The sequence below is a fragment of the uncultured Bacteroides sp. genome (genome assembly GCF_958445495.1).
Taxonomy (GTDB): Bacteria; Bacteroidota; Bacteroidia; order Bacteroidales; family Bacteroidaceae; genus Bacteroides.
In genome coordinates this window covers 1-22,446 of sequence record NZ_CAUCSQ010000029.1, presented here as the reverse complement: position 1 = coordinate 22,446, position 22,446 = coordinate 1, and the positions used below count along the sequence as shown (strand labels likewise).

At 42.3% G+C, this 22,446-nt stretch carries 18 protein-coding genes and 1 pseudogene; 15 read left to right on the top strand and 4 right to left on the bottom strand.

The features are described 5' to 3' along the window. Positions 1-11: 11 nt before the first annotated feature. Complete coding sequence (locus Q5076_RS11085) at positions 12-2,228, bottom strand: bifunctional (p)ppGpp synthetase/guanosine-3',5'-bis(diphosphate) 3'-pyrophosphohydrolase (protein WP_303013173.1); 2,217 nt, start codon at positions 2,226-2,228, stop codon at positions 12-14. A gap of 106 nt (positions 2,229-2,334) precedes the next feature. On the opposite strand from Q5076_RS11085, the gene Q5076_RS11080 reads away from it, so the two are divergent. The 15 genes and pseudogenes from Q5076_RS11080 (at position 2,335) to Q5076_RS11010 (ending at position 19,821) form a co-directional block, all read left to right on the top strand. Beyond that, positions 2,335-3,852, top strand: coding sequence for a DUF4301 family protein (locus Q5076_RS11080; RefSeq protein WP_303013171.1), 1,518 nt, complete (start codon positions 2,335-2,337; stop codon positions 3,850-3,852). 187 nt (positions 3,853-4,039) lie between these two features. Beyond that, positions 4,040-4,663, top strand: coding sequence for a chloramphenicol acetyltransferase (locus Q5076_RS11075; protein ID WP_303013266.1), 624 nt, complete (start codon positions 4,040-4,042; stop codon positions 4,661-4,663). 117 nt (positions 4,664-4,780) lie between these two features. Next, positions 4,781-6,181, top strand: coding sequence for an acyloxyacyl hydrolase (locus tag Q5076_RS11070; protein WP_303013167.1), 1,401 nt, complete (start codon positions 4,781-4,783; stop codon positions 6,179-6,181). Positions 6,182-6,242: 61 nt separating this feature from the next. Further along, on the top strand, positions 6,243-7,409 hold the full coding sequence (gene purT, locus Q5076_RS11065; protein ID WP_303013165.1) for a formate-dependent phosphoribosylglycinamide formyltransferase: 1,167 nt from the start codon (positions 6,243-6,245) through the stop codon (positions 7,407-7,409). 71 nt (positions 7,410-7,480) lie between these two features. Then, the gene (locus Q5076_RS11060) at positions 7,481-8,419 is read left to right on the top strand and encodes a hypothetical protein (RefSeq protein WP_303013162.1); all 939 of its coding nucleotides are present in this window, start codon (positions 7,481-7,483) and stop codon (positions 8,417-8,419) included. A gap of 888 nt (positions 8,420-9,307) precedes the next feature. Next, positions 9,308-10,825, top strand: a complete 1,518-nt coding sequence (gene atpD, locus Q5076_RS11055; RefSeq protein ID WP_303013161.1) for a F0F1 ATP synthase subunit beta — start codon at positions 9,308-9,310, stop codon at positions 10,823-10,825. 12 nt (positions 10,826-10,837) lie between these two features. After that, complete coding sequence (gene atpC, locus Q5076_RS11050) at positions 10,838-11,083, top strand: ATP synthase F1 subunit epsilon (protein ID WP_303013160.1); 246 nt, start codon at positions 10,838-10,840, stop codon at positions 11,081-11,083. A 67-nt stretch (positions 11,084-11,150) separates the two neighbouring features. After that, positions 11,151-11,585, top strand: coding sequence for a hypothetical protein (locus Q5076_RS11045; protein ID WP_303013159.1), 435 nt, complete (start codon positions 11,151-11,153; stop codon positions 11,583-11,585). Then, entirely contained in the window at positions 11,569-12,744 is a 1,176-nt protein-coding gene (atpB, locus tag Q5076_RS11040; RefSeq protein ID WP_303013157.1) for a F0F1 ATP synthase subunit A, read from the top strand. Before Q5076_RS11045 ends, atpB begins: the two co-directional genes overlap by 17 nt. A 64-nt stretch (positions 12,745-12,808) precedes the next feature. Further along, on the top strand, positions 12,809-13,066 hold the full coding sequence (gene atpE, locus Q5076_RS11035) for an ATP synthase F0 subunit C (RefSeq protein ID WP_004295758.1): 258 nt from the start codon (positions 12,809-12,811) through the stop codon (positions 13,064-13,066). Positions 13,067-13,168: 102 nt separating this feature from the next. After that, positions 13,169-13,672 carry a F0F1 ATP synthase subunit B gene (gene atpF, locus Q5076_RS11030; RefSeq protein WP_004295759.1) on the top strand — a complete coding sequence of 168 codons (504 nt, stop codon included), beginning with the start codon at positions 13,169-13,171 and terminating at the stop codon, positions 13,670-13,672. A 5-nt stretch (positions 13,673-13,677) separates the two neighbouring features. Further along, positions 13,678-14,238, top strand: coding sequence for a F0F1 ATP synthase subunit delta (locus Q5076_RS11025; RefSeq protein WP_004295760.1), 561 nt, complete (start codon positions 13,678-13,680; stop codon positions 14,236-14,238). Then, a complete protein-coding gene (gene atpA, locus Q5076_RS11020; RefSeq protein ID WP_303013154.1) occupies positions 14,238-15,821 on the top strand; it encodes a F0F1 ATP synthase subunit alpha in 1,584 nt (527 codons plus the stop codon). The genes Q5076_RS11025 and atpA overlap by 1 nt, the downstream gene beginning before the upstream one ends. Before the next feature lie 191 nt (positions 15,822-16,012). Next, positions 16,013-16,909, top strand: a complete 897-nt coding sequence (locus Q5076_RS11015; protein WP_303013152.1) for a F0F1 ATP synthase subunit gamma — start codon at positions 16,013-16,015, stop codon at positions 16,907-16,909. Positions 16,910-17,260: 351 nt separating this feature from the next. Next, positions 17,261-19,821 (top strand): annotated as a pseudogene (locus Q5076_RS11010) (helix-turn-helix domain-containing protein). Here Q5076_RS11010 and Q5076_RS11005 read toward each other — a convergent pair. The 3 genes from Q5076_RS11005 to Q5076_RS10995 all read right to left on the bottom strand — a co-directional run bounded on the left by Q5076_RS11005 (position 19,818) and on the right by Q5076_RS10995 (position 22,308). Next, positions 19,818-20,438: a lysine exporter LysO family protein gene (locus Q5076_RS11005; protein WP_303013150.1), complete on the bottom strand. Its 621-nt coding sequence runs from the start codon at positions 20,436-20,438 to the stop codon at positions 19,818-19,820. The pseudogene Q5076_RS11010 and the gene Q5076_RS11005 sit on opposite strands and share 4 nt — an antisense overlap. A 1-nt stretch (position 20,439) precedes the next feature. Continuing rightward, positions 20,440-20,715: a LysO family transporter gene (locus Q5076_RS11000; RefSeq protein ID WP_303013149.1), complete on the bottom strand. Its 276-nt coding sequence runs from the start codon at positions 20,713-20,715 to the stop codon at positions 20,440-20,442. 684 nt (positions 20,716-21,399) lie between these two features. Then, positions 21,400-22,308, bottom strand: coding sequence for an SDR family oxidoreductase (locus Q5076_RS10995; RefSeq protein ID WP_303013146.1), 909 nt, complete (start codon positions 22,306-22,308; stop codon positions 21,400-21,402). Between the last annotated feature and the right edge of the window lie 138 nt (positions 22,309-22,446).

Sequence of the window (22,446 nt, the reverse complement as noted above, 5' to 3'; positions counted from 1 at the left end):
AAGATAGGCAGTTAGTTTCTACTTACTTGTTTTACTCCCTTTACTGTCCGCAGTTTTTTGATAAGGGTTTCCAGACGTCCGGTGTCGCCTACCATGACGGTAAGGGTTCCTGAAAATAAACCGTCATTGGAGTCAATGCCGATGGAACGTAACGTGATGCCGTTCTCTTTGGATATTATGGAGGTTATATTTGTAACAATGCCGATATCGTCATGTCCTACTACACGTAGCGTAATAGGATATTGGGTTCCTTCCGATTTCCCTGCCCAGCGTGCTTTCACGATTCGGTAACCGAAACGTTCACGCATTTGCGCTGCGTTCGGACAGTCTGCCCGGTGTATCTTGATGCCTCCGCTCACTGTGACGAATCCGAATACGTCATCTCCGTAAATCGGGTTGCAGCATTTTGCCAGTTTGAATTCCAGGCCTTTCAGGTTTTGGTCGATGACGAGCACGTCTTCTTTGGAGAAGGTCTCTTCTTGTGCCGTTTGCAGGTTGTAACCCTCGGCACTGCGGTAACTGATTTCGTCATGTACGTCATTGTCTCGTTTTTGTTGTTCGATATATTTATCCAACGTTTCGTTGACGTCCAAAGCTCCGTCGGCAATGCTTTGGTAGAATTCCGTTACGTTCTTGAATCCTAAACGTTTAATAAGGCGCATCATTGTCGCTTCATCGTATTCCAATTTACGGTTCTTGAATTTTCTCTCCAGAGTTTCTTTGGCAAAATCGTGCTGGCGGGCTACCATTTCTTTGAGAGCCTGCCGTATTTTGGTACGGGCTTTGGAGGTGGTTACGATATTCAACCAGTCTTGTTTGGGGGTCTGGGTGTTTGACGTCATGATTTCCACTTGGTCGCCGCTGTTCAGCTTCTGTTTTAACTGGACGTTCTTGCCGTTGACTTTCGCCCCGATACATTTACATCCCAGTTTACTGTGGATATGGAAAGCAAAATCGAGTACTGTAGCGCCTTTGGGCAGTTTAAACAGGTCACCTTTGGGAGTGAACACGAATACTTCGTCTTCGTAAAGGTCCATCTTAAACTGATCCATCACTTTCATTGAGTCGTTGTCAGCATTTTCCAGCGCTTCCCTTACGGAAGTCAGCCATTCGTCGAGTCCTGTTTCTCCTTTGATGCCTTTATATCTCCAATGGGCAGCCAGACCCCGTTCGGCAATTTCATCCATCCGGCGGGTACGGATTTGCACTTCTACCCATTTCCCTTCCGGTCCCATGACGGTGATGTGCAGGGATTCGTAACCGTTGCTCTTCGGAATCGAAAGCCAGTCGCGCAGACGTTTCGGGTTCGGCTGATACATGTCTGTAACAATGGAATATACTTGCCAGCATTCTTGCTTCTCTTTGGCCGGGTCCGGTTCGGAATCCAGAATGATACGGATTGCGAACAGGTCGTAAATACCTTCAAAGGAAGTTTTCTGCTTTTGTATCTTGTTCCAGATGGAATGTATTGATTTGGTACGTCCTTTAATGTCGAACTTCAATCCGGTTTCCGCTACTTTCTTTTTGATTGGTTCGATGAAAGCTGCGATATATTTGTCTCGGGAGGCTTTTGTCGCATTCAGCTTTTCCTTGATATAATAGTAGGTTTCCCGTTGGGTATATTTCAAGGACAGGTCTTCCAACTCGGATTTCAGCTTATACAATCCCAGTTTATGTGCCAGCGGGGCATATAAGTATGCGGCTTCGTTGGCTACCTTGATACGGTCTTCTTCATTTTCGGCATTTTTTATCTGGCGCATGATGTTCACGCGGTCGGCAATCATTATCAGGATTACACGCATATCCTCGGCAAAGGAGAGGAGGAGGTTACGGAAATTTTCCGATTCGATAGCCGGACTTTTGGAATATAGCTCGTTCGTCTTGACGAGTCCCTTGATGATGCTGGCCACGTCTTCCCCGTATTCGGCATTTACGTCCTCGAGAGTCAGGGTGTGCGCCTTCACAATCTCATGGAGCATAATTCCTATAAGGCACGAGCCTTTCATTCCTATCTCTTCGGCTACGATAACAGCCGTTTGCAAGTCTCTGATGACGGGATTCATCCCGAAATTATTTCGTTGCAGCCCGTTACATTGGGCGGCTTTGATAAGATGTCTCTTCAGTTGTCGGCAATCTTTCCGGGAAATACTGTCTCCGGCCGACTGCAATAAGTGGCGGTAGAGTGAAAAAAGCTCCTTTTTTTCCTCTGATGTAAAAAAGTCGTCCATATTCATTCTTGTTAATTCGACGTAAAATTACTTTTTTTCTCCGTTATTCGGCAAGAAGTAAATAACATTTTGTATTTTTGGGCATCAATTAATTAAAATGAATATTATGATAACGACACAGGACAAAGAGTTGCTTGCCAAGAAAGGCATCACGGAAGAGCAAATAGCAGAACAACTGGCGTGTTTCCAGACGGGTTTTCCTTTTTTGAAATTAGATGCGGCCGCTTCTATAGAAAAGGGCATATTGGCTCCCGGTACGGAAGAACAAACAGCCTATCTGGCTGCGTGGGATGCATATAAAAATACGGATAAAACAATCGTAAAATTCGTTCCGGCTTCGGGTGCTGCAAGTCGTATGTTTAAGAACTTGTTCGAGTTCTTGTCTGCGGAATATGACTGTCCTACTACTAAATTTGAACAGGCGTTTTTTGACGGTATCAAGAATTTTGCATTTTATGATGATTTGAATGTGGCGTGCCGGCGCATAGCCGGGAAAGAGATTCCGGAGTTGACGGAAGAAGGTAATTACAAAGCTGTGGTGTCTGCTTTGCTCGAAACTGCGGGGTTGAATTACGGGTCGCTTCCGAAAGGGTTACTCAAATTCCATAAGTATCCGGAGGGTTCCCGGACTCCGCTTGAGGAGCATTTGGCGGAAGGGGCTATGTATGCGGCAGGGAAGAGCGGCAAGGTTAATGTACATTTCACTGTGTCTGCCGAACATCGCGAACTGTTTAAAAAACTGGTGGAAGAGAAAGCGGATGAATTTGCCAAACGTTATGGTGTGGATTATTGCATCACTTTCTCCGAGCAGAAGCCGAGCACGGACACCATCGCTGCCGATATGGATAACCAGCCGTTCCGTGACAACGGTAAGTTATTGTTCCGTCCGGGAGGTCATGGCGCCCTTATTGAAAATTTGAATGACCTCGATGCCGATATCATCTTTATTAAAAATATAGATAATGTGGTTCCCGATAAGCTGAAAGCCGACACTGTGACTTATAAAAAACTGATTGCCGGCGTGCTTGTTACACTGCAGGAAAAGACATTTGAATATCTGAACCTGCTGGATAGCGGTAAATACACTCATGAGCAGATAATGGAGATTCTCCAGTTCCTGCAGAAACAACTGTTTTGTAAAAATCCCGAAGTTAAGAATCTGGAGGATGCCGAATTGATAATTTACCTGAAAAAGAAGTTGAATCGTCCGATGCGTGTCTGCGGTATGGTGAAGAATGTAGGTGAACCGGGCGGTGGTCCGTTCCTCGCATATAACAGTGACGGGACTATTTCCCTGCAGATTTTGGAGAGTTCCCAGATTGACATGAATGATTCTGCCAAAAAAGAAATGTTTGAGAAGGGAACTCATTTCAATCCGGTAGATTTGGTTTGTGCTGTGCGTGACTATAAAGGACATAAGTTTGATTTGGTGAAATATGTAGATAAGGCGACAGGTTTTATCTCCTACAAGTCAAAGAACGGTAAAGACCTGAAAGCTCTCGAATTGCCCGGATTGTGGAACGGTGCGATGAGCGACTGGAATACCGTATTTGTGGAGGTTCCTCTTTCTACTTTTAACCCGGTGAAGACCGTGAATGATTTATTGCGGGAACAACACCAATAATCGAAAGAACGGATATTTGAATCTTTTCACCACAGATTTATACAGATTCTCACAGATATTAATAGATGTCTTTTTTGAATTCAACCTGTGCGGATTTGTGTGGGCCTGTGGTGAATTTATTATATATAATTGCATACAACAGAATAAATATAATTATTCAGATTAAAAAAAGAGTGTTTGGATGAAGATGAATCGGATAGAAAAAGTAATTGATATTTCCACCTGGAACAGAAGAGAACATTTTGAACATTTCAGTGCTTTTGACGACCCTTTTTTCGGAGTGACGGTTCACGTGGACTGCACTCGCTCTTATCGGGAAGCAAAAGCTAAGGGAATCTCTTTTTCACTTTTGGTTTTACATCGTATCATTACGGCTGCTTGTAAAGTGGAAGAGTTTCGCTATCGCATTGAAGACGGTAAGGTCGTGTGTTATGACAGTCTTGTGCCAGAAGCGACCGTAGGGCGGGCGAATCATACGTTTTCTTTTGCCTCGTTTGAATATGATAAGGATGAAATGGCTTTTATCCGTAAGGCGAAAGCGGAAATGGAACGTCTGCAGGACACTGACGGTTTGAATAAGACAGGCGTTTTCCATCCGAATGCCATTCATTATTCGGCTGTTCCGTGGCTTGCTTTTACGGATATGAAACATCCTGTAAATATGCGTTCGGGGGATAGTGTTCCCAAAATTTCTACCGGAAAGTATTTCCATGAGGGAGAGAAGTTGATGTTGCCTGTTTCCGTTACCTGTCACCACGGACTGATGGACGGTTATCATGTGGCAAAGTTTATCGAAATACTCGATTTATAACTCTATCCTGAGAAGGCTGTTGAGTTTACATAGATAATTAGACTGTATAAAAGACTGACTGAACTATATAAAAAGATTAACTGGATTGTATAAGGAATTATTAACCGGACTCATATTATGATACTAAAAATGTCAAGATGGATAATCATCGCTTTCTGTTTGGGAGTATTTTTACCGAATACTTTTTCGTATGCACAAGGGGTTGTGAAGGATGTTCCGGAGATACGGCGGGACACGGGAGAAGTGCGACGGGATATCAGGCAACTGCAACAGGATGTCTTCATGCTCCGGCAAGAAGTCCGGGAGTTGCGGGAAGAAATTCGTATGCTTCGGCAGGATGTTTTTTCTGGGTACGAAGCAGATACGGTATGGGGATATGTCCCTCACCGTTTTATCCATCGTTTAGGGATAGAAGGACGTCCGCAATATGTGTTTCCTACCAATCCTTTTCTACAAGGGGAGAATGAACGTTGGGAACCTATTCGTTCCTCTTTTGCAGCTCATCTGAAGTATTCTTTCCAATTCCGTCCCAACACTTGTGCCGACCGTATTTATGGAGGGGCTTATCAGGGTTTCGGGTTGGCAGCGACTACTTTTGGAGACAAGAAACAGTTGGGAGATCCGATTTCATTTTATATGTTTCAGGGGGCTCGAATCGTTCGTTTTATTCCTTCCCTGTCACTTAATTACGAATGGAATTTCGGACTGTCCGTAGGGTGGAAACCTTATGACAATGATTATAATTCGTACAATGGGGCGGTCGGTTCCCGTATGAATGCTTATATTAATGCCGGTATTTACCTGAACTGGACGTTTTCACGTTATTTTGATTTGATAATCGGAGGAGATTTTACGCATTTCTCTAATGGAAATACGAAATTCCCGAATGCCGGGATAAATACCGCCGGTGCTAAAATCGGGCTGGTTTATAATATGAATAGGGATGCAAAAGATGTTGCCGGAGCATTATTCCGTCCGGTTGTTCCCCGGTTTCCGCGCCATATCAGTTATGACTTGGTTTTGTTCGGTTCATGGCGACGCAAAGGTGTGTATTGGGGAGAAAAGCAAATCGCTTCGCCGGGCAGTTATCCGGTGGCGGGATTTAATTTTGCACCGATGTATAATCTGGGTTATAAGATTCGGGTCGGTGCGTCTCTGGATGGTGTGTATGACGGTAGTGCCAATGTGTATACCGAAGACCGGATTGTGGAGTATGGCGGTAGTTCTTCGAACTGTGAGTTTCTGCGGCCGGGAATTCAGCATCAGTTGGCTTTGGGAGTCTCCGGACGCGCGGAATATGTAATGCCTTATTTTACTATCGGGGTCGGTATAGGGGCTAATGTGGTCGGGCGGGGTGATTTGAGAGGACTCTATCAGATATTGGCTTTAAAAATCGGAGTGACACGGAACTCATTCCTTCATATCGGTTACAATTTACAGAACTTCCAGACTCCCAACTACCTGATGCTTGGGTTAGGTTTTCGTTTTCATAATAAATATCCAAAAGTACGTCATTGAAAAGTCATATTTCATTGAAATGTACTACCTTTGCATGGTTAACGTAAAAACACTCAAAATAATGAAGAAGATACTATTGCTCGGTTCCGGAGAGTTAGGAAAAGAATTTGTAATTTCCGCGCAACGTAAAGGCCAATACATCATTGCGTGCGATTCATATGTGGGAGCGCCTGCTATGCAGGTAGCTGACGAATATGAGGTGTTCGACATGTTGAATGGTGAGGAGTTGGAACAGGTGGTTAAGAAACACCGGCCGGATATTATCGTTCCGGAAATTGAAGCTATTCGTACCGAGCGCTTGTACGATTTTGAAAGGGAGGGTATCCAGGTAGTGCCCAGTGCCCGTGCTGTAAATTTCACGATGAACCGGAAAGCTATCCGTGACCTTGCAGCCAAGGAACTCGGATTGAAAACTGCCAGATATTACTACGCTAAGAGTTTGGACGAACTGAAAGAGGCTGCTGTAAAAATCGGTTTTCCATGTGTGGTAAAGCCGTTGATGTCTTCTTCCGGTAAAGGCCAGTCATTGGTAAAAAGTGCCGATGAATTGGAACATGCCTGGGAATACGGATGTAGTGGAAGCCGTGGTGACATCCGTGAGCTCATTATAGAAGAGTTTATAAAATTTGACAGTGAAATTACTTTGTTGACTGTTACGCAAAAAAATGGTCCTACTTTGTTTTGTCCGCCTATCGGACATGTGCAGAAGGGAGGCGATTATCGGGAAAGTTTCCAGCCTGCACATATAGAACCGGCCCATCTGAGAGAGGCGGAAGAGATGGCGGAGAAAGTCACTCAGGCTTTGACGGGTGCAGGATTGTGGGGAGTAGAGTTCTTTTTGAGCCATGAGAACGGTGTTTATTTTTCAGAACTTTCTCCTCGTCCGCATGACACCGGTATGGTGACATTGGCAGGAACCCAGAACTTGAATGAATTTGAACTTCATCTGCGTGCCGTGCTCGGTCTTCCTATTCCCGGTATCAAACAAGAACGGATGGGAGCGAGTGCCGTAATCCTTTCTCCGATTGCCAGCCAGGAACGTCCTCGATACCGGGGATTGGAAGAGGTAACAAAAGAAGAGGATACTTATCTCCGTATTTTCGGTAAACCGTTTACTCGTGTCAACCGCCGTATGGGAGTCGTTCTTTGTTATGCTCCGTTGGGTTCTGAGTTGGAAACCTTACGTGATAAGGCGAAGAGGATTGCGGAAAAGGTGGAAGTGTATTGAAATAGGATTTTATTGTTATGCCGAATGGTATAGTAAACCTGTATTGTTTGGCATAACTTAATATGAAAAACATGAAGAATGTAAATCTGTTTGCTGTTGCGGTCTTACTGCTGATGACTTCTTGTTCGCCCAAAGTTGTAACTCATCTGACAAAAACTTATCCTGACATCATTCCCGCCGATTCGGTTTATGTGATTGGATTGGGGGAAACAGTGCCTAATACGGCAGAAACAATTGGTCGTGTTTCGGTGGTGGACCGAGGAATGTCCGCTAATTGTAATTATGACCGGGTGTTGTATCTTGCACAAGAAGTGACGGGAAAAAACGGAGGAAACGGTCTTGTCATCACCAATCATCTGAGACCTTCTTTTTGGGGAAGTTCCTGTCATCAGATTTCCGGTCTGATGCTTCGTCTGACAGATAAAGGAGTAGATACTTTAAAAGCTAATCCGTTGCAGGATATGATTGACCTGGAGTTGCTGGTAGTCAAAGAGCGCGAGCAGAGCAGAAGAGTGCCGGCCAGTACATTTGAGGCGAGTATCGGGTATGGTTGGGTGACAAGTACGTTGTATGATATTACGGGTGCTGTTTGGGGAAATAATGGCGGTTTGGAGTGGAAGCTTTCTTATGAATATGCTTGGAATAGTGGTTGGGGAATCGGGGTGCAATATTCCGGTTATAGAACCGGTTTCCGCGGAGGAGATAATATGTTGCTTTCTTATATTGCTCCTGAGTGGGTGGTACGTACCAAATTTGACAGATGGATATTGAAATGTGGTTTGGGTATAGGTCTTTTTCTTTATCATGAGCCTTTTTACAATGCTTGTGGAATGGGAGTACACGCAACGGTAGGTATCGAATATATGCTTTCCGCTCATTGGGGATTGGGCTTTTCATTAAATACGATTAATGGTAGTTTACCGGACCGAAGCGAAATAAAATTGAAAAATAATGAACGTAGCGGGATTACCCGTTTTAACCTTCTTGGAGGATTACGTTATTATTTCTGACCGTATCGAAAACAGAAGTTGGAAGGTATTTATGCTCCAATTGAAGAAACATACTTTTCTCATTTAAAATTTGTAAGTGTTCAATCTATGAGAGTATATTGTCGATACACTCAAATGAGAAATCGCTGACAATATGGTATTTATTTAGCGGATGGATGAAGCCTGCTTCCGATTCCTGTAAACCTATATTTTCTTTTGTTCTTTTTGAATCTTTCGTGTTCGATTTTGCTCCATCACTTTAATTCGTGATATATTATGAAAATGCTTAATTTTAAAATGTTCAGGGGGTACCTGATAGCTATTTTGTTGGAAAGGAAAATGTTCTGAGGTCGTATAAATATAAATTTTATAAATAATCACTTTCTTTTTGTGCTCGAACACAGTACTAGTTGTTTCTGCCACTGTTTTTATCGCCGTTACTATAGTGATTGTCATAACTTCCGCATTCGGTTATCGTGATTTTCTATTTCATATTGACAGTTTTATGATGGTTACGGTAAGGGAACTACGATTTACGGCATAGTTCTTTTATTTTGTCATTTTATCGCTTAAATCGTTTGATGGAAATAAAAGCGTTCCCAAATTGTCCCGTTTGTAGTCTTTGTTGGCCTAATAAGTGTTATTGAACGACAATTTTTGAAAAAGCGAGAACAATGTCACGGATTTGTTTCTACATTTGCGCAGTTGTTTATTTAACTATTTCTAGGAAACTGTAATCTGTTTAGAAATTGGAAATAAGAACCGAATGAACAAAACCAGAACTTAACTGTTTATAACAAATAGTGAAGCAGGTAAAACGCGAAATATTCGTTCCTTGTCATACTATTTTGAGATTCAATAGGTAAGATTCGATTAGGAAAGAGAAGAATAATATAAAAAAGATTGCTTATGTCACAGATTATCGGACATATCTCCCAGGTTATCGGCCCTGTGGTCGATGTGTATTTTGACGGTACGGACGCGGAGCTGATGCTGCCAAGCATACATGATGCACTGGAGATAAAAAGGCCAAACGGCAAAATACTGATTGTAGAAGTACAGCAACACATCGGTGAAAACACGGTTCGTACCGTGGCAATGGACAGTACCGACGGACTTCAACGGGGCATGAAGGTGCGTCCTACCGGTGGTCCGATTACAATGCCGATTGGCGAGCAGATTAAAGGACGGCTAATGAATGTCGTTGGCGATTCTATCGACGGAATGAAGGAACTTGACCGGAAAGGTGCATATTCTATTCACCGTGAACCTCCCAAATTTGAAGATTTGACTACTGTACAGGAAGTGCTTTTTACCGGTATTAAGGTTATCGATTTGCTGGAACCTTATGCTAAAGGTGGTAAAATCGGTCTGTTCGGCGGTGCGGGAGTGGGAAAGACCGTGCTGATTCAGGAACTTATCAATAATATTGCCAAGAAACATAACGGGTTTTCAGTGTTTGCCGGAGTAGGTGAACGCACACGTGAAGGTAATGATTTGCTTCGTGAGATGATTGAATCGGGTGTCATCCGTTACGGTGAGGCATTCAAGGAGAGTATGGAAAAAGGCGATTGGGATCTTTCTAAAGTTGATTATAACGAACTGGAGAAATCACAGGTGTCTTTGATATTCGGTCAGATGAATGAGCCGCCGGGTGCACGTGCTTCCGTGGCATTGTCCGGATTGACAGTTGCAGAGTCTTTTCGTGATGCCGGAAGTGAAGGTGAGAAACGTGATATCCTGTTCTTTATCGACAATATATTCCGTTTCACGCAAGCCGGTTCAGAAGTTTCGGCCTTGTTAGGACGTATGCCTTCTGCCGTCGGTTACCAGCCGACACTTGCTACAGAGATGGGAGCCATGCAGGAGCGTATCACTTCTACAAGGAAAGGTTCTATTACTTCTGTTCAGGCAGTGTATGTGCCTGCCGATGATTTGACTGACCCTGCTCCTGCTACGACTTTCAGTCATTTGGATGCCACAACTGTGCTTGACCGTAAAATTACCGAGCTGGGTATTTATCCGGCTGTCGATCCGTTGGCATCTACCTCACGTATTCTTGATCCCCATATTGTAGGACAAGAACATTATGACGTGGCGCAACGGGTGAAACAAATTTTGCAGCGTAACAAAGAATTGCAAGATATTATTTCCATTCTCGGTATGGAAGAATTGTCTGAGGAAGATAAGACGGTGGTGAACCGTGCCCGTCGTGTGCAGCGTTTTCTTTCACAGCCCTTTGCCGTTGCCGAACAGTTTACGGGTGTTCCGGGAGTAATGGTGTCCATTGAAGATACGATTAAAGGATTCAGGATGATTCTGGACGGTGAGGTGGATGAACTTCCCGAACAGGCATTCTTAAATGTTGGTACGATTGAGGAAGCCATTGAGAAAGGTAAGAAATTGCTGGAACAAGCGAAAAAATAAAAAAACATACTGATGAAAGAACTGCATTTGAGTATAGTGTCTCCCGAAAAGAGCATATTTGACGGGGATGTGAACATTGTCACGTTACCGGGGACAATCGGCTCATTTTCCATTCTGCCGGGGCATGCACCTATCGTTTCGTCGCTGAAGGCGGGAACATTGAGTTATACCACGACAGGGGGAGAGGAACATACATTGGATATTCAGGGTGGTTTTGTGGAATTGAGTGACGGGACAGCTTCTGTCTGCATTTCGTAGATAGGGGAAGATATCACGGTGATTGAAAAAAACGGAATTAAAAAATACAGTAGAAAAACACAGTGACATGATGAACATTAGTAAGACGAAACGGAACTTCATCGGCTTGAACACTTTATTTGCCATATTAAGTGCGGGAGCCGGAGCAGTAATTCTGCACGTCGTCCTGCCGGGACACTATTTTGGAGGGTATCCGTTTATTCCGGTATATTTTTATATATTCGGCATGTTCAGTATCTATATGTTTGATGCATGTCGGCGGCATGCCCCACAAAAAATGTTGCTGTTGTATCTGGCGATGAAAATGATAAAAATGATTCTTTCGTTGATTCTGATACTGATATACTGTATTGCAGTGCAAGAGGAAGCCAAAGCGTTTCTGCTGACATTTGTCTCGTTCTATCTGTTGTATCTGATATATGAAACATGGTTCTTCTTCTCGTTTGAAGTGAACCTGAAACGGAAAAAGAAAAATAAGATTAAAAATGAAACAGTTGCGTAACATAGTAACTCTATTGCTTCTATTTTGTTTCGTGTTAACGGACATACCCGTCTTTGCGCAAGAAGGGATGAACTCGGAAGAGACAATTTCGGAGGGAATAACTTCGGGGGAGGAAACTTTGTCTGGAGAAAATAAGGGAGTGACGGCGAAAGAAGAGGAGGAGAATACGGTTGATGTGAAAGAGATTGTGTTCGGACATATTGGCGATTCATACGAATGGCATATTACAACATGGGGTAAAACGCATATTACCATACCATTACCTATAATTGTTTATAGTAGTACTACAGGGTGGCACGTTTTCCTTTCTTCTCGTCTGGAAGAAAACGGGGGAACTTATGAGGGATTTTCCATCGCTCCGGAAGGGAGTAAGTATGAGGGCAAGTTAGTGGAGTATGATGCGGCAGGCAGACAGATTCGTCCATGGGATATATCTATTACAAAGGTAACATTTGCTTTGTTATTCAATAGTATCTTGTTGCTCGTAATCGTGTTGAGTGTTGCCCGTTGGTATCGCAAACGTCCTCGCGGTGCCCAGGCGCCAGGAGGTTTTGTCGGGTTTATGGAGATGTTTATCATGATGGTGAATGACGATATCATTAAAAGTTGTGTCGGTCCTAATTATAGAAAATTCGCTCCGTATTTGTTGACTGCGTTTTTCTTTATTTTTATCAATAACCTGATGGGGCTGATTCCCTTCTTTCCCGGAGGTGCGAATGTGACGGGAAATATCGCGGTTACGATGGTACTTGCGGTCTGTACATTTCTTGCAGTCAATATTTTCGGAACCAAGCATTACTGGAAAGATATTTTCTGGCCAGACGTACCCTGGTGGTTGAAAGTACCTGTACCGATGATGCCGTTCATTGAATTCTTTGGTATTTTTACGAAACCGTTTGCGTTGATGATTCGTCTTTTTGCCAACATGCTGGCAGGGCATATGGCGATGCTGGTGCTTACATGTCTGATTTTTATTTCGGCAAGCATGGGACCTGCATTGAACGGGACGTTGACTGTGGCTTCCGTATTGTTTAATATCTTTATGAATGCACTTGAATTATTGGTTGCTTTCATTCAGGCTTATGTGTTTACGATGCTTTCGGCTGTGTTTATAGGTTTAGCGCAGGAGGGGGCAAAGGTAAAGGAAAAAGGTGAGTAAAAGAGAGTTAAAAACTAAGAGAGCAAATAGAATAAAAATATAAACCATTTTAAAACTGAAAATTATGTTACTATCAGTATTGTTACAAGCCACTGCAGCAGCAGTAGGAGTTAGTAAATTAGGTGCAGCTATCGGTGCAGGTCTTGCAGTAATCGGAGCTGGTTTGGGTATTGGTAAGATTGGTGGTTCGGCAATGGAAGCTATCGCACGCCAGCCGGAAGCATCAGGGGACATCCGTATGAACATGATTATCGCCGCCGCCTTGATTGAAGGTGTGGCTCTGTTGGCGGTAGTAGTTTGTCTGTTGGTGTTCTTCCTCTAATCAGGTATATAACAAGCGAATTTCGCAGGCGTGAACCATGTTTCAAATCATGATCAGCCGCGAAATCGTAAATTGTAAATCGTAAAATCGTAAATAAAGATTATGTCATTACTATTACCTGATAGTGGCCTGCTGTTCTGGATGTTTCTCTCATTCGGGATTGTGTTCGTGATATTGGCGAAATACGGCTTTCCCGTCATCATCAAGATGGTGGAGGGTCGTAAGACCTATATCGACCAGTCTTTGGAGGTGGCGAGAGAGGCTAATGCCCAGTTGTCTAAACTGAAAGAGGAAGGCGACGCATTGGTGGCTGCCGCCAACAAAGAACAAGGACGCATCTTGAGGGAAGCAATGGAAGAACGTGACAAGATTGTTCACGAGGCCCGTAAACAAGCCGAAATTGCCGCACAAAAAGAACTGGATGCGGTGAAACAACAAATCCAGATAGAGAAAGACGAAGCCATCCGCGACATCCGTCGCCAGGTAGCCGTGCTTTCTGTGGACATCGCCGAGAAAGTGCTCCGCAAGAGTCTTGAGGACAAGGAAGCACAGATGGGCATGATCGACCGTATGCTGGATGAAGTACTAACCCCGAATAAGAACTAAGGAAGATGGAAGTCGGAATACTCTCAATGCGTTATGCAAAAGCCATCATTGAATATGCACAGGAAAAAGGTCTGGAGGACAGGTTATATCAGGAGTTCCTGACGCTGTCGCACAGTTTTTGTGAACAGCCCGGTTTGCGCGAAGCACTTGATAATCCGGTCATCACAACGAAGGAAAAGTTGGCGTTAGTCTGCACGGCTGCCGACGGTGACGGAAAATCGACCAGAGAGTTTGTCCGTTTTATCACTTTGGTACTGCGAAACAGGCGTGAAGGCTATCTGCAATTTATCAGCCTGATGTATCTGGATCTCTACCGGAAGCTGAAGCATATCGGAGTGGGTAAGCTCATTACAGCCGTTCCCGTCAATAAGGAAACGGAAAACCGGATTCGTTCCGCAGCAGAGCATATCTTGCACGCCCAGATGGAACTCGAAACGGTGATAGATCCTTCGATTGAAGGAGGATTTATCTTCGATGTCAACGACTACCGACTGGATGCAAGCGTTGCCACGCAGTTGAAGCGAGTGAAACAACAATTTATTGATAAGAATAGGAGAATTGTATAATGTCTGAAAATATAAAAGTAAGCGAGGTTTCCGATATATTGCGCAAGCAGCTCGAAGGAATAAATACCCAGGTGCAGCTTGACGAAATCGGTACTGTGCTCCAGGTAAGTGACGGGGTGGTACGTATCTATGGGCTACGGAATGCCGAAGCTAATGAGTTGCTTGAATTTGATAACGGTATCAAGGCAATCGTGATGAACCTTGAAGAGGATAATGTCGGTGCAGTGTTGTTGGGACCGACTGATAGAATTAAGGAAGGTTTTATCGTGAAACGTACCAAGCATATCGCTTCTATCCGTGTGGGGGAAGGTATGTTAGGCCGTGTCATTGATCCGTTGGGAGAGCCTCTTGACGGTAAGGGGCTGATTGGCGGTGATTTGTATGAGATGCCATTGGAACGTAAAGCGCCGGGGGTAATTTACCGTCAACCTGTGAACCAGCCATTGCAAACCGGACTGAAAGCGGTGGATGCTATGATTCCTATCGGGCGTGGTCAACGTGAGTTGATTATCGGTGACCGGCAGACAGGAAAAACGGCAATTGCTATTGATACTATTATTAATCAGCGGGCTAACTTTTTGGCAGGTGACCCTGTGTATTGTATTTATGTGGCTATTGGCCAAAAAGGGTCTACCGTGGCTTCTATCGTAAATACGCTTCGTGAATACGGAGCGATGGATTATACTATTGTGGTGGCTGCTACGGCAGGTGATCCGGCTGCATTGCAATATTATGCACCGTTTGCCGGAGCTGCTATCGGTGAGTATTTCCGGGATACGGGTCGTCATGCGCTGGTGGTTTATGACGACCTTTCCAAACAGGCGGTTGCTTATCGTGAAGTATCATTGATTCTGCGTCGTCCTTCCGGACGTGAAGCTTATCCGGGTGATATCTTCTATCTGCATTCCCGATTGCTGGAACGTGCTGCTAAGATTATCAATCAGGAAGAAGTGGCGCGTGAGATGAACGATCTTCCCGATGCTTTGAAGGGAATTGTGAAGGGAGGCGGTTCACTGACTGCTTTGCCTATCATTGAGACGCAGGCGGGAGATGTTTCCGCTTATATCCCTACGAATGTGATTTCTATTACGGACGGACAGATATTTCTTGAAACCGACCTCTTTAACCAAGGAACACGTCCGGCAATCAATGTCGGTATCTCTGTGTCTCGTGTGGGTGGTAATGCTCAAATTAAGGCGATGAAGAAGGTGGCTGGAACATTGAAGATTGATCAGGCTCAATATCGTGAGTTGGAAGCTTTTTCTAAGTTCAGTAGTGATATGGACCCGATTACGGCTCTTACTATTGATAAAGGACGCAAGAATGCCCAGTTGTTGATTCAACCTCAATACAGTCCGATGCCTGTGGAACAACAAATTGCTATTCTTTATTGTGGCACGCATGGTTTGCTTCGTGACGTACCTTTGGAAGATGTACAGGATTTTGAACGTCGTTTTATCGAATCCTTACAACTGAATCATCAACAGGATGTATTGGATGTACTGAAAACGGGTGTTATTAATGATAATGTGGCTGAAGCTATCGAAAAAACTGCTGCCATGATTGCCAAACAATACCTGTAAGCGAGAGAACGTTTTGCGGATTGCCGGTTGAAATAACGGATTTATAAGTAGTTGTAAGGAGGATTGGCAGTCCGTTACGGACTTTTGATTTCAATAATTAGTAACCTATAATTGCAGTTACTTTTGATTCGAGATATTTATGCATTGGAAATCTTAGGGTAATTTGTAATTAGTAATTTGTAATTATCATCATGGCTTCACTGAAAGAAGTAAAAACCAGAATAAATTCGGTAAAAAGTACCCGGAAAATCACTTCAGCAATGAAGATGGTGGCTTCTGCCAAGCTACATAAGGCACAAGGAGCCATTGAGAATATGTTGCCTTATCAGAAGAAATTGAGTAAAATTCTGACTAATTTCTTAAGTGCCGACCTTCCGATAGAATCTCCTTACGTGAAGATACGTGAAGTAAAACGGGTGGCAATTGTTGCTTTTTCTTCAAATACATCGCTTTGTGGTGCGTTTAATGCTAATGTCGTGAAGATGTTGTTACAGACCATAGGAGAATTCCGTACGTTGGGGCAGGATAATATATTGGTCTTTCCTGTAGGAAAAAAGGTGGAGGAGGCTGTAAAACGGATGGGGTTTTCCCCGCAACAAACGTCTCAGACATTGTCTGATAAGCCAACATATCAGGAGGCTGCTCAGTTGGCCCGTCAGTTGATGGAAATGTATATGGCGGGGGAAATTGATCGGGTGGAATTGATTTATCATCATTTCAAGTCGATGGGAGTACAGATTTTGCTTCGTGAGACTTATTTGCCTATTGACCTTATTCATACAGTGGAAGAAGGAGAATTACAGGAAAAACGAAAGGAAGAAAAGCGTGAAGTTGTGAACGATTATATTATTGAACCTTCTGCGGAACAGTTGATTGCTGATTTGATACCAACAGTGCTGAGCCAGAAATTATTTACTGCTGCTGTTGATTCCAATGCTTCCGAACATGCGGCACGTACATTGGCTATGCAGGTAGCTACGGATAATGCCAATGAACTGATTCAGGATTTGACGAAACAGTACAATAAGAGTCGTCAGCAAGCAATTACGAATGAGCTGTTGGATATTGTGGGTGGCTCGATGCAGTAAGAATGATGGTTTGTTCATGTAAATTTTCTAGGTATTTGATAATGGTATAATATACTAGTGTTTTAATTTGAACGGTTGTCCCGACTGTTTTTCTGGAAAGAAACGGTCGGGATTTTTTAGATAAGTCTGTCTTTTAACTTTTAGGACTGTTTGTAGCTTCTTTATTTTGTTCACGGCTAGTTTGTTTTTACTTTTTGAAGAGTGTTTATTTGTCCTTAGATTTTTTCTTTTCGAGTAGAATTTTATTGTGAATTTCTGTTGTTGAATGGCTATCACTAGAGAAAGTTTAATGCTTTTTGTTGCCAATCTATATATAGTTTTCCGTACCTTTGCATTAAATACTTAATATTCATGGAAAATAATCCAGAATTACAACTTGCTTGGCAATTTATTGAAAACACAGGCACACATTTATTTCTTACCGGAAAAGCCGGCACTGGAAAAACGACGTTTTTGAAACGATTGAGAGAGTGTACGCCCAAGCGTATGGTGGTATTAGCACCTACGGGTATTGCCGCGATTAATGCCGGAGGAGTAACGATTCATTCTTTTTTCCAACTATCTTTTGCACCGTTTGTTCCGGAAACTACCTTTAATTCTTCACAGATGCCTTATCGTTTCAGTAAAGAGAAGCTAAACATTATCCGTAGTATGGATTTGCTCGTCATTGATGAAATCAGTATGGTACGTGCAGATTTGTTGGATGCTGTGGATGCCGCTTTACGACGTTATCGCAATCGGGAGAAACCTTTTGGGGGAGTACAGTTGCTTATGATTGGAGATTTGCAACAGTTGGCACCTGTTGTAAAGGATAATGATTGGGCATTACTGAAGAGATATTACAAAACACCTTATTTTTTTGCCAGTCGTGCTTTGATGGAGACTTTTTATGTGACAATTGAGTTGCAAAGGGTCTACCGACAGAATGATGCTTTTTTTCTTTCGCTGTTGAATAAGATTCGGGAAAATAAGGCAGACGATGAGGTGCTGGATGAATTGAATCGAAGATATCGAAAGAATTTTCAACCTCGGAAAGAGGAAGGATATATCCGCTTGACGACACATAACAGTCAGGCACAACGAATCAATGATTATGAGTTGGCATCTTTGCCGGGACAAGCTTACAGTTTTCATGCAGAAATAACAGGAAATTTTCCCGAATATTCTTATCCGGCCGATAAAGTGTTGACTGTCAAGGAAGGGTCGCAGGTTATGTTTCTTAAGAATGATGCATCTTTTGAGAAACGGTATTATAACGGTATGATTGGTGAGGTGACTTCTGTTGATGAAACGGGCATGTCGGTCCGTGGAAAAGATAATAAGGTTGAGTTTCGACTGTTACCGGAGGAATGGGGAAATTATAAATATGTTTTGAATGAGGAGACTAAAGAGATTACAGAGGAAATAGAGGGAGTATTCCGGCAATATCCGGTACGTTTGGCATGGGCTATTACGATTCATAAAAGTCAGGGGTTGACATTTGAACATGCTATCATTGATGCCCATAATTCATTTGCACATGGGCAAACGTATGTGGCATTAAGCCGGTGTAAGACATTGGAGGGGCTAGTTCTGGAATCTCCGTTACGTAAAGAGGCTATCATTAGTGATAGTGTGGTTGATAGCTTTACGGAAGAGGTTGGACGGAATAAGCCGGGGAATAAGCAGTTGAGTGACATGCAGAGGGCTTATTTCCTTGATTTGTTGAGTGATTTGTTTAATTTTTATACTATCGAACAGACTTATAAACGGTTATTGCGTCTGATAGATGAGGAGTTATATAGGCTTTATCCTAAACAACTTGCGGAGTATAAAGCGCTTGAACCTTATATCAAAGAGAAGATTGTGGAAGTTGCCTGCCGATTTCGTAATCAGTATACACGTTTGGTTTGCGGGAGTGAGGAGTATGCGGCTGACCGGGAACTACAGGAACGTATTCATTCGGGGGCGGGTTATTTTTATGAGGCGCTGATGCCTGTGCGTGCTTTGTGTAACAGTACGGATATGCCTCTTGACAACAGAGAACTGAGCAAACGGTTGGACGAACGCTTGCAGGCATTTGATGATGCTTTGTGGATTAAGGAATCTTTATTGCAAGCCATGCGTATGGTTACTTTTACCGTTACGAATTATTTAAAGGAGAGGGCTAAGGTAATGTTGAAACTTGAGGATAATGCTTTGTCTTCAAATATGATTGCCAAGGAAGTGAAAGGGAGAAATGAACGGAAAGAGCATGCTACTCGTAAGCGTTCGGAAAAAGGGAGAAAAGAAGTCCCGATTGATATTTTGCATCCAGAACTTTATCGTGCTTTGTCGGAATGGAGAGCGGCAAAGGCGCGTGAAATTAAGCTTCCTGCTTATGTTATTATGCAGCAGAAGGCTTTAATGGGAATTGTCAACTTGTTGCCGGATACTCCGCAAGCTTTGGTATGTGTACCTTATTTCGGGGTGAAAGGGGTGGAGAAATATGGATTGGAAATTTTAAGTATCGTCCGTAGATATATGAAAGAAAATAAATTGGGGCGAGCAGAAATTTGGGATAATGTTTCTTTGGAAGAGGAAATGAAAGATGTTTCGGAAAGGGGAGAGGAGAAAGAAATGAAATGAGAGCTGGTAAAAACAACGAAACAGATTACTTATGAAATGTTTTTGCAGGGAATGAATATGGAGGAAATAGTCCAGACACGCGGTTTGACGATTGGAACAATAGTTACACATTTGGAATATTATGTCCGTTTGGGAGAGGTGAAACTGGAACAAGTAGTTGAGATAGAGAAGGTGATGAAGATACATCAGTATTTGCAAGGAAAGGAAAACCCGGGCATTGTAGAGCTCAAGGCAGCTTTAGGGATGAGATTTCTTATACTGACATTAGATTTGTTTTTGCTAGTGATGCCCGGGGATATTCTTAAATATTGCAGAAGAAGGATACGAATACAGGAACACTCATGTCAATTAGAATACCGTGAAGAATGGCGACAGGAATCATGTCTTTTCCTGAGTATCTGCTGATGGAGGGTAAGAGGACATCCATAGAATTGACTCCTGCTGCGGAAATGGGGGCTAACTTACCAAAATATTTTTTGATGAGAGGTGTGCCGAGAAGAGCCATCATTTCACGGAAAATATTGGTTAAGAGGGCGATAGTCCCCAGTTCTGTCGCTAGTTGGAGTCCTATGGAAGATTCTTTGAATTGGGTGATGAGTACGGAAGAAAGTGAATAATAGGCGAATCCGCTTCCTACTGCCATACAGTCGAATACACTCCATTGACTTAAAAGTATGCTTGCCAATGCAGAGAAGAACAGAGTTCCCACGATAGTTCCCAACGGAATCAATAGCATCTTGGGATGTAGGTGTGAGATAATGGCTTTTAAGTTTTTATTAGCTCCGATACTGATGCCTACTTGTAACATTAATGCATACAATATATACATAGAGAGATGGTGTGTGTCGAATTGGAATTGGTTAAATGCTCCTATGATGCAACCTGCACAGAAAAATAATATAACAATCAGACTTCCTTTCATATTATTTACCTCCTTTTTTGAAAAATAACTGTAATATTATTCGAGCGGCAATCAAGCTTCCTAGTACTCCGGATACGGCAAGAATGATTGCCTGTTTACCGAAATTTCCGAGATTATTCACAATTAGATTGTTGGACCCGATGGATACGCCGAGTATGAAAAGTAAAAGAAATATTGTAAAAGTAATACTCTTTTCGGTCTTTTGTAAAATGGTTCGGTGACGTAATGTATAACCGATACCGATTCCTAAAAACATGATAGATATAATAGAAAACATATTGTCATATGAGGGCTTAGAGTTAATAATTGGGTAAGTAACACAAATAATTTTCAAAAAAGATAAATTAATCTTATTGAAAATCATGAAAAAGGACTACTACATGAATTAATGAGAAAATATCAGGCAGTTCCTTTGTAATAAAAGAGAGGAAGAACTTAGATAAATCCACTGAACCAATGTACATGCACACAACACGACTTGCAGAAATTGGGGATTTCCACAAAGAACGTAGTAATTTGTATTTGTTGCATTTGGTTCATTATAAGTCTGTTTAATTTCGGTGCAAAGATATATAATAAAAATGAGAATACCAATAAAATAGCAGTAATTAGATAGTAACACTCAAGATAACAAAGGTTTATCTGTTAGGCACTGCCCATGATTTTGTGTAAATGGACAATATGGGACTCTCTTAATGAATCCCATATTTTTTATTTGTTAGATTTGTAAAGAAGATTAGGCACAGTTCATAATTTTGTGTATATATAAGTTTTCGAATAATCGGGATTTTAATAAGATTATAAAATTCATTTATTATTTATTGTTTTTTTCAGGACAGACCAATTTTATAATTGCGGATTGGTTATTTAAAATCTGATAATCGTTTATTTTTACCAATCCGATAATGTAGGTTATTCTCATTTGGTGCCATGCCATTGGGTTTCTTCTTTGTTCAATAGTTTACAGATTGTGCCAATTCGTAAGAATTTCTTTTAATTTGTGAGGATTGTATCCAAGTGTTGTCCGGGCTTTGGCAATACTCATTCCGCTGAAACGAGGGCGGGGAGTTTTTTCTTTCATTTCTTCCGTTGTGACGGGTTTGATAAGAGTAGAGTCTAAATTCATGTGCTCCGCTACTTGAAAAGCAATTTCTGCAATGCTCATGCATTCGTCACCACAAATATGGAAAATCCCTTTTATGGGTTTCTCAATCAAACGTTGTACTCCGTCTGCTACGTCTCCTACATAGGTTGGTGTACGCCACTGATCGGATACGACGCGAATTTCCTTTCCTGTTTTCAAACGGTTCATCACTAATTGGACAATGTTTCCATGTTGGCCGGGAAACGTTTTTCCATAAACAATTTCTATACGGGCAATGGCATAGTTATTACAAATTTTAATGATTTTTTCTTCTCCTTTCCATTTTGTAAATCCATAATAATTGACGGGAGCGGGGAAATGTTCTTCTGTATATAGTTGTCCTATTGTTTCATTTATTTTTCCGTCAAAAACAAAGTCTGTAGATAGATGGATAAGGCGACTTTTGTATGTTTCACAAAGGCAGGCTAGCTGTTCTACAGCTGTGACATTTGTGAGATAGGCTTCTTCGTGGTGTGTTTCGCAGTAATCGGGGACTGATAAAGCAGAACAATTGATGATTACATCGGGGCGTACCTTTTTAAAAAGTTGTTCTGTAACCGACAAATTTCGTATATCAGCTTCAATAAAATGATATTTCGGGAGGACTGGATAAATATCCGGGTGTAAAGAACAACCTGTAACGTGGTATTGGTCTTGTTTAGATAAATCATTCAGTATTTGACGTCCGGTAAATCCATTGGCACCGATAATCATTATATTTTTCATATCCCCTGAATATTAATATATAAGTAATGAATTTGTGTTTATTTCATCAGTTAATGTTCTTTTGGCCATTCATGTAGAATTAAAATAAAAAAAGGAGCAACGCCTTGCTCCAACCTTTGTTAACCTTAAATCTAATAC

What these genes read in the sequence shown, in the direction of transcription:
- Q5076_RS11085 (WP_303013173.1), bottom strand. Translation starts at nt 2,228, where the DNA reads ATGGACGACTTTTTTACATCAGAGGAAAAAAAGGAGCTTTTTTCACTC.
- Q5076_RS11080 (WP_303013171.1), top strand. Translation starts at nt 2,335, where the DNA reads ATGATAACGACACAGGACAAAGAGTTGCTTGCCAAGAAAGGCATCACG.
- Q5076_RS11075 (WP_303013266.1), top strand. Translation starts at nt 4,040, where the DNA reads ATGAATCGGATAGAAAAAGTAATTGATATTTCCACCTGGAACAGAAGA.
- Q5076_RS11070 (WP_303013167.1), top strand. Translation starts at nt 4,781, where the DNA reads ATGATACTAAAAATGTCAAGATGGATAATCATCGCTTTCTGTTTGGGA.
- purT (WP_303013165.1), top strand. Translation starts at nt 6,243, where the DNA reads ATGAAGAAGATACTATTGCTCGGTTCCGGAGAGTTAGGAAAAGAATTT.
- Q5076_RS11060 (WP_303013162.1), top strand. Translation starts at nt 7,481, where the DNA reads ATGAAGAATGTAAATCTGTTTGCTGTTGCGGTCTTACTGCTGATGACT.
- atpD (WP_303013161.1), top strand. Translation starts at nt 9,308, where the DNA reads ATGTCACAGATTATCGGACATATCTCCCAGGTTATCGGCCCTGTGGTC.
- atpC (WP_303013160.1), top strand. Translation starts at nt 10,838, where the DNA reads ATGAAAGAACTGCATTTGAGTATAGTGTCTCCCGAAAAGAGCATATTT.
- Q5076_RS11045 (WP_303013159.1), top strand. Translation starts at nt 11,151, where the DNA reads ATGATGAACATTAGTAAGACGAAACGGAACTTCATCGGCTTGAACACT.
- atpB (WP_303013157.1), top strand. Translation starts at nt 11,569, where the DNA reads ATGAAACAGTTGCGTAACATAGTAACTCTATTGCTTCTATTTTGTTTC.
- atpE (WP_004295758.1), top strand. Translation starts at nt 12,809, where the DNA reads ATGTTACTATCAGTATTGTTACAAGCCACTGCAGCAGCAGTAGGAGTT.
- atpF (WP_004295759.1), top strand. Translation starts at nt 13,169, where the DNA reads ATGTCATTACTATTACCTGATAGTGGCCTGCTGTTCTGGATGTTTCTC.
- Q5076_RS11025 (WP_004295760.1), top strand. Translation starts at nt 13,678, where the DNA reads ATGGAAGTCGGAATACTCTCAATGCGTTATGCAAAAGCCATCATTGAA.
- atpA (WP_303013154.1), top strand. Translation starts at nt 14,238, where the DNA reads ATGTCTGAAAATATAAAAGTAAGCGAGGTTTCCGATATATTGCGCAAG.
- Q5076_RS11015 (WP_303013152.1), top strand. Translation starts at nt 16,013, where the DNA reads ATGGCTTCACTGAAAGAAGTAAAAACCAGAATAAATTCGGTAAAAAGT.
- Q5076_RS11005 (WP_303013150.1), bottom strand. Translation starts at nt 20,438, where the DNA reads ATGAAAGGAAGTCTGATTGTTATATTATTTTTCTGTGCAGGTTGCATC.
- Q5076_RS11000 (WP_303013149.1), bottom strand. Translation starts at nt 20,715, where the DNA reads ATGTTTTCTATTATATCTATCATGTTTTTAGGAATCGGTATCGGTTAT.
- Q5076_RS10995 (WP_303013146.1), bottom strand. Translation starts at nt 22,308, where the DNA reads ATGAAAAATATAATGATTATCGGTGCCAATGGATTTACCGGACGTCAA.